Below are 11,787 nucleotides of genomic sequence, written 5' to 3' on the forward strand. Positions count from 1 at the left end.
TCAGGGTATGATTCGTGTCGACCAGGCCGCCAAGGTGCGTGGCTGCGGATCGGCCATTTCATCAAGGGCTTATGTCGCCGCGAAGAGTCAGTGTGCCATGCTTCGATCCCGGTCGGGGCTTGTCACTGTCAGGGTATGATTTGTATCGACAAGACTGACAAGGTGTATTGCTGCGGATCAGCTATTTCATCAAGGCCTGGTGTCGCCGCGAGGAGCCAGCGTGCCATGCTTCGATCCCGGTCGGGGTTGGTCAATCTCAGGGAACCGTTATGATTCGTTTTGACAAGGTCAGCAAGGTATACAGCGGTGGCCATCAGGCGCTGCAGAAGGTCAGCTTCCACCTGCGCAAGGGGGAGATGGCCTTCCTGACCGGCCATTCGGGGGCGGGCAAGAGTACCCTCCTCAAGCTCATCAGCGTGATGGAGCGGCCGACCGATGGTCGCGTCTTCTTCCATGGCGATGACGTCAGCCAGATCCAGCGCAGCCAGATCCCCTATGTGCGCCGCCAGATCGGGATGATCTTTCAGGATCACCGGTTGCTGATGGACAGAACCGTGTTCGACAACGTGGCCCTGCCCCTGGTGATCGATGGCTACAGCCATGCCGACATCAACAAGCGGGTGGCGGCGGCGCTGGACAAGGTCGGCCTGCTCGGCAAGGAGCGTTACCAGCCGCGCATGCTCTCCGGTGGTGAGCAGCAGCGGGTCGGCATCGCCCGCGCCATCGTCAACAAGCCGCCCCTGCTGCTGGCGGATGAGCCAACCGGCAACCTGGATCCCCAGCTCTCCATGGACATCATGCGACTGTTCGAAGAGTTCAACCGCTTCGGGGTCTCTGTGCTGATTGCCACTCACGATCTGGGGCTGATCGCCCGCATGCGCTATCGCACCCTGACCCTGAAGGCCGGGCGCATGTATTCCCAAGAGCAGGAGGAGAGCTGATGGCCATAGTTCGTCATAAACAGCCCCCTCTGTGCCCTCTGATGATGGTCACTCGGATGGATCAGGTCGCCGATATTCGACAGGGGAGGGAGTGCTGATGGCTATTGTCCGTCATAAACAGCCGCCGCTGCGCCGTCTGATGATGTACGGCGTGGATCACGTGCGTCAGGCCTTTGCCAGTCTGGGAGAGCTGTGGCGCAATCCGCTCGCCTCCCTGATGACGCTGGCGGTGCTCGGGGTCAGTCTGGCGCTCCCCTCCTGCTTCCACGTGCTGCTGAAAAACGCCGAAGTGGTGGAAGGGAGCTGGCAGACCAGCTCCCAGATCTCCCTCTATCTGCGCAAGGATCTGCCGGAGCAGAGCATCCTCGACATGAAGCAGCGGATCCTGCTCTATCCCGAGGTGGAGTCCGTCACCTACATGAACCGGGACGAGGCGCTCAAGGAGTTTCGCGAGATCTCCGGCTTCGGCGATGCTCTCGACTACCTCGACAGCAACCCGTTGCCGCCTGTGCTGAGCGTGATCCCGGATCCGCGCTGGCAGAATCCGGAAGGGGCCGCCGAGCTGCTCGCCAAGCTGGAGAATGAGCCCGGCATTGAGCAGGGCAAGCTGGATCTGCAGTGGCTGACCCGGCTGCAGGGGATCATGAATCTGCTGCGCCACACCATCACCGGCATAGCGGTGCTGCTGCTCTCCGCCGTGCTGCTGATCGTCGGCAACACCCTTCGCCTCAATATCCTCAACCAGAGATCCGAGATCGAAGTGCTCAAGCTGGTGGGGGCGACCGACGCCTTCATTCACCGTCCTTTCCTCTACACCGGCATCTGGTTCGGGGTCATCGGCGGCATGCTGGCCTGGTGGCTGACCGAGGTCATGGTGATCTGGAGCGAGGGGGTGGTGAAGGAGCTGGCGGGGCTTTACAACAGCAACTTCCGGCTGGTAGGGATGGGGGCGTTCGACGGCTTCAATCTCATACTGTTGGGGGCCTTGCTGGGGCTGATTGCGTCCTGGTTCTCGGTTCACAGGCACATTCGCGACATAGAACCATCCTGATTAATTTGTCAGCATTTTAAAGCGCTGGATTTTGCGAACTGGATCAAGTAAAAGAGTGGCCCGTTTCTGGCACGGGCTACTTTCTCAGAGTAATCTGAATGAGGCCTGCACCAAGGATCATATTTGGATCCTGTGAACCTTTTGATTTATAAACAGTCTATCTAGTGCAACAGAATTTATACGGGTGTGGCCCCTCTGCCTTGCTCGTCTGACTTGGCAAGCATGTGAAGGTTGCGAGCTCCGCAACAATGGACTTAGCATGCTACTTTTCAGGGGTCCTTCACTGTGACCCCTTTTTTTTGACCGTTCATTTATGATTCATCCCGTCAGCCTAAGATAGCCCGGGTTCATGCTGGGGCCGATGTTTGACTTATGTTTGATGTGGGCCGCAGAATGACCCCCGGTCGGTAGACAGGCCCTCTCAGGGTGTTAGACTGATTCGATTGAAAAGTAAGAGGTAGAACATGGGAACTTCATTGCAACGCACTATGGCTCTGATTCCGCAAGGTAGTCTGGAAGGCTATATCCAAGCCGTCAACTCGATCCCCGTGCTGAGCGCGGAGGAAGAGCGTGAACTGGCGATGCGTTTGCAGCAGGGTGGCGATCTCGAGGCTGCCCGTCAGCTGGTCATGTCGCATCTGCGTTTTGTCGTTCACGTGGCCAAGAGCTACTCCGGCTATGGCCTGCCTCAGGCCGATCTGGTGCAGGAAGGCAATATCGGCCTGATGAAGGCGGTCAAGCGCTTCGACCCGAGCGTCGGGGTGCGTCTGGTCTCCTTCGCCGTGCACTGGATCAAGGCCGAGATCCACGAATATGTGCTGCGCAACTGGCGCATGGTCAAGGTGGCCACCACCAAGGCCCAGCGCAAGCTGTTCTTCAACCTGCGCAAGTCCAAGAAGCGTCTGGGCTGGCTGAATCACGAAGAGGTGCAGGCCGTTGCCGCGGATCTCGGGGTCTCTGCCGCGGACGTCACCGAGATGGAAGCGCGCATGAGCAACTACGATCAGGCCTTCGATCTGGTCGGTGACGATGAGGATGAAGGTGGCTTCGCCCCCGTCCATTATCTGGAAGACAAGTCTTCCGATCTGGCCGCCACCATAGAAAACGACAACTGGGACAGCCACGCCACCCGTCGCCTGAGTGCGGCCATGGCCACCCTGGACGAGCGCAGCCAGCACATCATCCGCGCCCGCTGGCTGGATGAGGAGAGCAAGACCACCTTGCAGGAGCTGGCCGACAACTACGGTGTATCCGCCGAGCGTGTGCGTCAGCTTGAGAAGAACGCGCTCAAGAAGCTGAAGGATGCGATGGCCGCCTGAGGACATTCGCCGAGCCTGTGAACCGCTCAAGAAACTGAAAGACGCCATGGATGCCTGAGGGCATTCTCTTGTAGAAAACAGGGCCTGATGGCCCTGTTTTTGTTTCATCGGGATCTGGTCGGCCTTGCCTTGGTTACCCTTGTGTATGGTATGTTGCCGCCACTGCCACAGTTAGGGAGAGCAGAAGTGAAACTGTTGAACGACCTGTTTACCAATAACCGCGAGTGGGCGGAACGGATCAAGGCCGAAGATCCCGATTTCTTCGCTACCCTCTCCGCCCAGCAGGCGCCCGAGTACCTCTGGATCGGTTGCTCCGACAGTCGGGTTCCCGCCAACCAGCTGATGGGCCTGCTGCCGGGGGATGTCTTCGTCCACCGCAACGTCGCCAATCTGGTGGTACACACCGATTTCAACTGCCTCTCGGTGCTGCAATACGCGGTGGAGGTGCTCAAGGTGAAGCACATCATCGTCTGCGGCCACTACGGTTGCGGCGGCGTCAAGGCGGCGATGCAGAACCAGGAGCTGGGCCTCATCGACAACTGGCTGCGCAACATCAAGGATGTCTATTTCAAGTACGGCGAACAGCTCGAAGCCATCGAGGATGAGCACGAGCGCTTCGACTACCTGTGCGAGCTGAACGTGGCCGAGCAGGTCGCCAACGTCTGCCACACCACCATCATCCAGAATGCCTGGCGCAAGGGGCAGGAGCTGGCGGTGCACGGCTGGATCTACGGCATCAAGGATGGTCTGCTGCACGATCTCGATCTCTGCATCAGCGGCCCGGATCAGATCCCGGACGTCTACCGTGCCTGGCCGGACATGCGTCCGCCTCACCGTCGTCGCTGAGGAACCCATTGGTGGCACCCGCCCTCTATCTGCAGATCAAACAGCACATCCTGGACGGGATCCGCGAACGCCACTATCAGGCAGGCGACAGGATCCCGACCGAGGCCGCCCTGTGCGAGCAGTTTGCCGTGAGCCGGATGACGGTCAACAAGGCGCTGCGTGAACTGGTGGCCGAGGGCTGGCTCAATCGCACCGCCGGCTCCGGCAGCTTCGTGGCGGACAGGCGTGCCGAGTCGCCGCTGCTGGCCATTCGCAACATAGCCGACGAGATCGCCGAGCGGGGCAGCCAGTACAGCGCCCGGGTGATCCGCCTGCAGCGCCAGGCTGCGGACGAGAAGGTGGCGGTGCGACTGGGTTTGCGGGTCGGGGCGCCCACCTTCCACAGCCTCATCGTCCATCAGGCAGATGGGGAGCCGCTGCAACTGGAGGAGCGTTTCGTCGATGCCGAGCGCCTGCCCGGCTATGGGGAGCAGGACTTCACGAAACAGACGCCGAACAGCTATCTGATGGAAGTCTGCCCCCTCTCCGAGATGGAGCACGTGGTGGAGGCTGTGCTGCCGAGCGCCGGCGAGGCAGGCTTGCTGCAGGTGAGGGTCGATACCCCCTGCCTGCTGCTGCATCGGCGCACCTGGTCGGATGGCTTCCTGGTCTCCTACGCCAGGCTGCTCTCGCCAGGCTCCCGCTACAAGCTGAGCTCCAAGACCCGATTGACTTGATTGTATATACATATCTTGTTTTAAGAGCCCACCCATTGGTGGGCTTTTTTGTGCTTAAACTCTAATGAAACCGCTGTTATCAAGATGTGAACTTGATCCTTTCTTTCTCGTCAGAGATCGGCTATAAATTATTGTATATACATTTAGAGGTCGGTATGAACAAGGAACTGTTGAACTGCGAGCGGGTCTGGCTCAACGTGACACCCGCCACCCTGCGCTCCGATCTGGCGGACTACGGTCTGCTGGAACCCCATGCCCTCGGCGTGCATGAAGGCAGGATCCACGCCCTGGTCCCCATGCAGGATCTCAAGGGACCCCATCCCGCCCACTGGCGTGACATGAAGGGCAGGCTGGTGACTCCTGGCCTCATCGATTGCCACACCCACCTCATCTTTGCCGGCAGCCGGGCCGAGGAGTTCGAGCTGCGCCAGCAGGGCGTGCCCTACAGCGACATCGCCCGCAAGGGGGGTGGCATACTATCCACCGTACGGGCCACCCGCGCGGCCAGCGAGGATCAGCTCTATGAGCTGGCGGTGCCGAGGATCAAGTCCCTGATCCGGGAAGGGGTCACCACTGTGGAGATCAAGTCCGGCTATGGCCTCACCCTGGCGGACGAGCTCAAGATGCTGCGGGTCGCCCGTCGCCTGGGGGAGGCGCTGCCCATCCGGGTCAAGACCACCTTGCTGGCCGCCCATGCGGTGCCGCCGGAGTACCGCGACGATCCCGATTCCTGGGTCGAGACCATCTGCCAGGAGATCATCCCGGCGGCCGCCGAGGCGGGTCTGGCGGATGCGGTGGACGTCTTCTGCGAGCATATCGGCTTCTCCCTGGCCCAGACAGAGCAGGTCTATCTGGCGGCGGGTCAATACAACCTCGCGGTGAAGGGGCACATGGAGCAGCTCTCCAACCTGGGGGGAAGCACGCTCGCCGCCAACTTCGGTGCTCTCTCGGTGGATCACCTGGAATATCTGGATCAGGACGGGATCCAGGCGCTGGCCCACCGTGGCGTGGTCGCCACCCTGCTCCCCACCGCCTTCTACTTCCTCAAAGAGACCAAGCTGCCGCCGGTTGCCGCCCTGCGCAAGGCGGGCGTGCCCATGGCGGTCTCCTCCGACATCAACCCGGGTACGGCCCCCATCGTCTCCCTGCGCATGGCCATGAACATGGCCTGCACCCTGTTCGGCCTGACCCCGGTCGAGGCCATGGCCGGGGTGACCCGTCACGCCGCCCGGGCGCTCGGCGAGCAGGAGCGTCTGGGGCAGTTGAGAGTGGGCATGCAGGCCGATTTTCTGGTCTGGAATTGTGCCCACCCCTCGGAGATCAGCTACCTGATCGGGGTCGATCAGCTGGTCAGCCGGGTTCTCAACGGGGAGGAGACGCTCCATGGATAAGTTCAACGTGGCCGACATGTCGGTCTGGCAGGGGCGCCAGGATCCGGAAGATGGTGAACTGGCCCTGCGCTGGCACAACAAGGTGCAACCCTGGCAAGCCGACAGTGAGCCCGGCGTGGTGCTGCTCGGTTTTGCCTGTGACGAAGGGGTGCGCCGCAACAAGGGGCGGGTCGGCGCCGCCGCTGCCCCGCTGGCGGTGCGCAAGCTGCTCGCCAACACCGCCTGGCACCTGGGTCGGCCCGTCCATGACGGCGGCGACGTGCGCTGCGAGGACGGCGATCTCGATGCCGCCCACGACCGTCTGGCGGAGCGGGTCGCCCGTGCGCTGGATCTGGGCCACTTCCCGCTGGTGCTGGGAGGTGGTCACGAGGTGGCCTTCGGTAGCTGGAGCGGCCTCAACCGTCATCTGGGTGGCAAGGGCCGGGTCGGCATCATCAACTTCGATGCCCACTTCGATCTGCGCATGAAGCAGGAGCAGGCGAGCTCGGGCACCCCCTTCTTCCAGATCGCCGAGCAGTGCGCCGCACAGGGCACCCCCTTTACTTACGCCTGCCTCGGGGTGGCCGAGACCGCCAACACGGCGGCGCTCTTTGCCCGCGCCGAGACGCTGGGAGTCTGGCATGTGCTGGACGAGGAGATGACCCAGGCCGAGCTGCCGGTGTTGCTGGCGGGGCTGGACGCCTTTATCGCCCGCTGCGATCACCTCTATCTCACCATAGATTTGGATGTGTTACCCGGCGCCGTCATGCCGGGGGTGAGCGCCCCCGCCGCCCGCGGCGTCGAGCTGGCCGTCATCGAACCCCTGATCGCCCATATCCGGGCCAGCGGCAAGCTCAGGCTCGCCGATCTGGCCGAGTACAACCCGAGTCTGGATCTGGACAACCGCAGCGCCCGCGTGGCCGCCCGGCTGGTCCATCAACTAACCAAGTAGCCGGCCGACTCGCCAGGGGCACTGTGCCCCCGCATGGCGGCTGCATTGATAAACAAGGAGTGTCTATGTCTGTGCAACACCAGGATCCCCGTCACGACCCGAGCCGGGTAATCCGTGCCCCCCGCGGTACCGAGCTGACCGCCAAGAGCTGGCTGACCGAGGCGCCCCTGCGGATGCTGATGAACAACCTGGATCCGGAAGTGGCCGAGCATCCCCAGTCCCTGGTGGTCTATGGCGGTATAGGCCGCGCCGCCCGCAACTGGGCCTGCTACGACAAGATAGTCGAGGTGCTGACCCGTCTCGAGGAAGACCAGACCCTGCTGGTGCAATCCGGCAAGCCGGTCGGGGTGTTCCAGACCCACAAGGACGCGCCGCGGGTGCTGATCGCCAACTCCAACCTGGTGCCCCACTGGGCCAACTGGGAGCACTTCAACGAGCTCGATAAGAAGGGCCTGATGATGTACGGCCAGATGACCGCCGGCTCCTGGATCTACATAGGCACCCAGGGGATAGTGCAGGGCACCTACGAGACCTTCTTCGCGGTGGCGAACCAGCACTTCAACGGGGAACCGAAAGGACGCTGGATCCTCACTGGCGGTCTGGGTGGCATGGGCGGCGCCCAGCCCCTGGCCGCCACCATGGCTGGCTTCTCCATGATTGCCGTGGAGTGCGACGAGACCCGCATCGATTTCCGCTTGAAGACCCGCTACGTCGACAAGAAGGCCCACAGCCTGGATGAGGCGCTGGCCATGGTCGAGGAAGCCAAACGTAGCGGTACCGCCATCTCCGTCGGCCTGCTTGGCAACGCCGCCGACGTCTTTGCCGAACTGGTGGCCCGTGGCATCACCCCGGACGTGGTGACCGACCAGACCTCGGCCCACGATCCCATCCACGGCTACCTGCCCCAGGGCTGGAGCGTCGCCCAGTGGCGTGAGCTGCAAAAATCCGCCCCCCAGGAGGTGAACCAGGCGGCTCGTCACTCCATGGCGCGCCAGGTGGAAGCCATGCTGACCCTGCAAGCCCGCGGTGCAGCCACGCTCGATTACGGGAATAACATCCGCCAGATGGCGCTGGAAGAAGGGGTGAAGAATGCCTTCGACTTCCCGGGCTTCGTACCGGCCTATATTCGCCCGTTGTTCTGCGAGGGGATAGGTCCCTTCCGCTGGGTGGCTCTGTCCGGGGATCCGGAAGACATCTACAAGACCGACCAGAAGGTGAAGGAGCTGATCCCGGACGATCCCCACCTGCACAACTGGCTCGACATGGCCCGCGAGCGCATCGCCTTCCAGGGCCTGCCGGCGCGGATCTGCTGGGTCGGGGTCAAGGATCGGGTGCGCCTGGGCCTGGCCTTCAACGAGATGGTGAAGAATGGCGAGCTGAAAGCGCCCGTGGTCATAGGTCGCGATCACCTGGACTCCGGCTCGGTGGCGAGCCCGAACCGGGAGACCGAATCCATGATGGATGGCTCCGATGCCGTCTCCGACTGGCCGCTGCTCAACGCCCTGCTGAACACCGCAGGTGGCGCGACCTGGGTCTCCCTGCACCACGGTGGTGGCGTCGGCATGGGCTTCTCCCAGCACTCCGGCGTGGTGATCGTCTGTGACGGCAGCGACGACGCCGCCAAGCGGGTCGGCCGGGTGCTGCGCAACGACCCGGCCACAGGCGTGATGCGTCATGCGGACGCTGGCTACGAGATTGCCATCAACTGTGCCCATGAGGCGAAACTGGATCTGCCGATGCTGAACACAGCTGGCAAAGGGGTGAAATAAGATGTTTGAACTCAATCTGCAACCGGGCAAGCTCTGCCTCGCCACCCTGCGCCGCGTCAGCCGCGAGCCTGTCCATCTCAGCCTGGACTCGTCCGCCCTGCCTGGGATCCACGCCTCCGCCGCCGTGGTCACCAAGGTAATCGAGCAAAACCGCGTGGTGTATGGCATCAACACCGGCTTTGGCCTGCTGGCCAACACCCGCATCCCGGTGGAGCAGCTGGATGAACTGCAGCGCTCCATAGTGCTCTCCCACGCCGCCGGGATTGGCGAGTACATGGATGACGCCACCGTGCGGCTGATGATGGTGCTCAAGGTCAACTCGCTGGCGCGGGGCTTCTCCGGCATCCGCCTGACAGTGCTCGAGGCCCTGATGACCCTCATCAACGCCGAAGTCTATCCTGTGGTGCCGAAGAAGGGCTCCGTCGGCGCCTCCGGCGACCTGGCGCCCCTGGCCCACATGAGCTGCTTGTTGATCGGGGAGGGCAAGGCCCGCCACAAGGGCGAGCTGATCGACGCCGCCACTGCACTCAAGATTGCGGGTTTGGAGCCCATCGCTCTGGCACCCAAAGAGGGGCTGGCGCTGCTCAATGGCACCCAGGCCAGCACGGCGTTTGCGCTGGAAGGCCTGTTCCACGCCGAGGATCTGTTCGCCGGCGCCATCACCATAGGTGCCATGAGCGTGGAGGCCGCCCTGGGCAGTCGCCGCCCGTTCGATGCCCGCATCCATGAGGTGCGCGGTCAGCGCGGCCAGATCGAGGCCGCCGCCTGCTACCGCCACCTGCTGGTGGATGGCAGCGAGATCGGTATGTCCCATCACAACTGCGAGAAGGTGCAGGATCCCTACTCACTGCGCTGCCAGCCCCAGGTGATGGGGGCCTGTCTGGCCCAGATCCGCCACGCCGCCGAGGTGCTGGTGTGCGAGGCCAATGCGGTCTCCGACAACCCTCTGGTGTTTGCCGAGGATGAGGAGATCCTCTCCGGCGGCAACTTCCACGCCGAGCCGGTGGCCTTTGCCGCCGATAACCTGGCCCTGGCCATCGCGGAAATTGGCTCGCTGTCCGAGCGACGCATGGCGCTGCTGATCGATTCCCGCATGTCGGGCCTGCCGGCCTTCCTGGTCAACAACGGCGGCGTCAACTCCGGCTTCATGATCGCCCAGGTCACCTCGGCGGCGCTCGCCTCCGAGAACAAGACGCTAGCCCACCCGGCCTCGGTGGACAGCTTGCCCACCTCCGCCAACCAGGAGGATCACGTCTCCATGGCCACCTTCGCCGGTCGCCGTCTGGCCGACATGGCGGAGAACACCCGCGGCATACTGGCGGTCGAGCTGCTCGCCGCCGCCCAAGGGCTGGACTTCCGCGCCCCCCTGCGCAGCACAGAGCTCATCGAGCTGGCCAAGGGACGACTGCGTGAAGAGGTCAGCTTCTATGACAAGGACAGGTACTTCTCGCCGGACATCGAGGCCGCCGCCGCCCTGCTGGGTCGAGCCAGCTACAACGATCTGATCCCGGCCGGGGTGCTGCCGAGTCTCTAAGCGGCTATCCGCCCATAACAAAAGACCGCCCGATGGGCGGTCTTTGCGTTTCTGGCATTGGTTGGATGCGGTTATTCGTGTTCGAACATCAGTAACAGCTAGACCACGAACAGCATCGCTGGGCGCTGGCGCCGGCTATTCGTGCTCGAACATCAGGAACAGATAAACGACGAACAACACCAGGTGGGTGGCGCCATGGAGCACATTGGTGCGGCCACTGCTGAAGGTCACTTTACAGACCATGAGAGTGGTGATGAGCAGCACCATGTCGGCGGCGGAGAGGCCGAGGCGCACCTCCTGCCCGAGCAGGGAGCCGATGAACAGCACAGAGGGGACCGTCAGGGCTATGGTGGCCAGCACGGAACCGAAGTAGAGGTTCATGGCGCGCTGCAACTGGTTGTTGAAGGCGGCCTTGATGGCGCCGACAGCCTCAGGCGCGAGCACTATACAGGCCACGATGAAGCCGCCCAGGGCCGCCGGGGCCTCCAGCACATGGACCCCGTAGTTGATGGGGATCGCCAGCGTCTTGGCCAGCAGTATCACCACCACCAGGTAGGCGAGCAGCAGCAGGGTGTGATAGACGTTGCTGCGTAGTATGCCGTGGTGTTCCTCGTGGTCCTCGTGGTCGCTGTCGACGAAGAAGTGGCTGTGGCTGCGGGTCTGGATCAGCAGGAAGACGCCGTAGAGCAGGACCGAGATGATGATCAGCATCCAGGACATGGCGCTGGACATGCTGCCCAGGGTACCGCCCCGGGTGAAGTTCGGCAGCACCAGGCAGAGCAGGGCCAGGGGAATGATGGCGACCAGGTAGGATTTGACCCCGTCCAGATTGAAGTTCTGGGTGTGATAGCGCCAGCCGCCAAACAGCAGGGTGAAGCCCACCAGGCCGTTGGTCACCAGCATCACCACGGCGAACATGGTGTCGCGGGCCATGGTGGGGTTGGGGTCGCCGGTCAGCATCACGGAGGAGATCATCACCACCTCGAGGGAGATGACCGACAGGGTCAGGATCAGGGTGCCGAAAGGTTCACCCAGCTTGATGGCCAGGGCGTCGGAGTGACGCACGACGGAGAAGATGGCCCAGGTGACGATGGCGAACAGGGCCAGTGACACCGGCAGGTAAACCGCAAGGGGGGTTGCTTCTGTCAGCAGGTCGCTGCCCAGGGTCTTGAAGAAGAGCAGGGTCAGCAGGCCAACGGGCAGGGCAATCTCTTGCCGGATAAATGACTTCATAGGCAGTGGTTCTCATCTCGGGGCGGCCGTGGCCGACGGGTAGGGAGACAACAGGT

Annotated in this window: 10 protein-coding genes; 9 read left to right on the top strand and 1 reads right to left on the bottom strand. The window is 62.7% G+C overall.

Annotated elements, in window-relative coordinates; translation table 11 throughout:
- Positions 1 to 269: 269 nt before the first annotated feature.
- The 9 genes from ftsE (at position 270) to hutH (ending at position 10,498) form a co-directional block, all read left to right on the top strand.
- On the top strand, positions 270 to 941 hold the full coding sequence (gene ftsE, locus ACFWHB_RS01510) for a cell division ATP-binding protein FtsE (protein WP_106885210.1): 672 nt from the start codon (positions 270 to 272) through the stop codon (positions 939 to 941).
- Between the two features lie 97 nt (positions 942 to 1,038).
- Positions 1,039 to 1,992 carry a permease-like cell division protein FtsX gene (ftsX, locus tag ACFWHB_RS01515; protein WP_005323432.1) on the top strand — a complete coding sequence of 318 codons (954 nt, stop codon included), beginning with the start codon at positions 1,039 to 1,041 and terminating at the stop codon, positions 1,990 to 1,992.
- 464 nt (positions 1,993 to 2,456) lie between these two features.
- Positions 2,457 to 3,311 carry an RNA polymerase sigma factor RpoH gene (gene rpoH, locus ACFWHB_RS01520; protein WP_025325421.1) on the top strand — a complete coding sequence of 285 codons (855 nt, stop codon included), beginning with the start codon at positions 2,457 to 2,459 and terminating at the stop codon, positions 3,309 to 3,311.
- 186 nt (positions 3,312 to 3,497) lie between these two features.
- Positions 3,498 to 4,157: a carbonate dehydratase gene (can, locus tag ACFWHB_RS01525; RefSeq protein WP_025325422.1), complete on the top strand. Its 660-nt coding sequence runs from the start codon at positions 3,498 to 3,500 to the stop codon at positions 4,155 to 4,157.
- Positions 4,158 to 4,168: 11 nt separating this feature from the next.
- Complete coding sequence (gene hutC / locus ACFWHB_RS01530) at positions 4,169 to 4,873, top strand: histidine utilization repressor (protein ID WP_106887812.1); 705 nt, start codon at positions 4,169 to 4,171, stop codon at positions 4,871 to 4,873.
- Between the two features lie 155 nt (positions 4,874 to 5,028).
- Positions 5,029 to 6,264, top strand: coding sequence for an imidazolonepropionase (gene hutI, locus ACFWHB_RS01535; RefSeq protein WP_394294423.1), 1,236 nt, complete (start codon positions 5,029 to 5,031; stop codon positions 6,262 to 6,264).
- A complete protein-coding gene (gene hutG / locus ACFWHB_RS01540; RefSeq protein ID WP_163155495.1) occupies positions 6,257 to 7,195 on the top strand; it encodes a formimidoylglutamase in 939 nt (312 codons plus the stop codon). The genes hutI and hutG overlap by 8 nt, the downstream gene beginning before the upstream one ends.
- A gap of 65 nt (positions 7,196 to 7,260) precedes the next feature.
- Positions 7,261 to 8,964, top strand: a complete 1,704-nt coding sequence (hutU, locus tag ACFWHB_RS01545) for a urocanate hydratase (protein ID WP_395949322.1) — start codon at positions 7,261 to 7,263, stop codon at positions 8,962 to 8,964.
- Between the two features lies 1 nt (position 8,965).
- Positions 8,966 to 10,498, top strand: coding sequence for a histidine ammonia-lyase (gene hutH / locus ACFWHB_RS01550; protein ID WP_395949324.1), 1,533 nt, complete (start codon positions 8,966 to 8,968; stop codon positions 10,496 to 10,498).
- A gap of 135 nt (positions 10,499 to 10,633) precedes the next feature.
- Here the strand turns inward: hutH and ACFWHB_RS01555 are convergent, their stop codons facing one another.
- Positions 10,634 to 11,731 (bottom strand): calcium:proton antiporter, encoded by a 1,098-nt coding sequence (locus ACFWHB_RS01555; protein WP_395949325.1) that lies wholly within the window; start codon positions 11,729 to 11,731, stop codon positions 10,634 to 10,636.
- Positions 11,732 to 11,787: the final 56 nt, after the last annotated feature.

Source organism: Aeromonas mytilicola subsp. aquatica (genome assembly GCF_044336385.1).
Classification (GTDB): Bacteria; Pseudomonadota; Gammaproteobacteria; order Enterobacterales; family Aeromonadaceae; genus Aeromonas; species Aeromonas rivipollensis.

Excerpts from the sequence above, each read along its gene's own strand:
- rpoH (WP_025325421.1), top strand. The coding sequence starts at position 2,457 with ATGGGAACTTCATTGCAACGCACTATGGCTCTGATTCCGCAAGGTAGT.
- ftsE (WP_106885210.1), top strand. The coding sequence starts at position 270 with ATGATTCGTTTTGACAAGGTCAGCAAGGTATACAGCGGTGGCCATCAG.
- ACFWHB_RS01555 (WP_395949325.1), bottom strand. The coding sequence starts at position 11,731 with ATGAAGTCATTTATCCGGCAAGAGATTGCCCTGCCCGTTGGCCTGCTG.
- hutI (WP_394294423.1), top strand. The coding sequence starts at position 5,029 with ATGAACAAGGAACTGTTGAACTGCGAGCGGGTCTGGCTCAACGTGACA.
- hutG (WP_163155495.1), top strand. The coding sequence starts at position 6,257 with ATGGATAAGTTCAACGTGGCCGACATGTCGGTCTGGCAGGGGCGCCAG.
- hutU (WP_395949322.1), top strand. The coding sequence starts at position 7,261 with ATGTCTGTGCAACACCAGGATCCCCGTCACGACCCGAGCCGGGTAATC.
- hutH (WP_395949324.1), top strand. The coding sequence starts at position 8,966 with ATGTTTGAACTCAATCTGCAACCGGGCAAGCTCTGCCTCGCCACCCTG.
- ftsX (WP_005323432.1), top strand. The coding sequence starts at position 1,039 with ATGGCTATTGTCCGTCATAAACAGCCGCCGCTGCGCCGTCTGATGATG.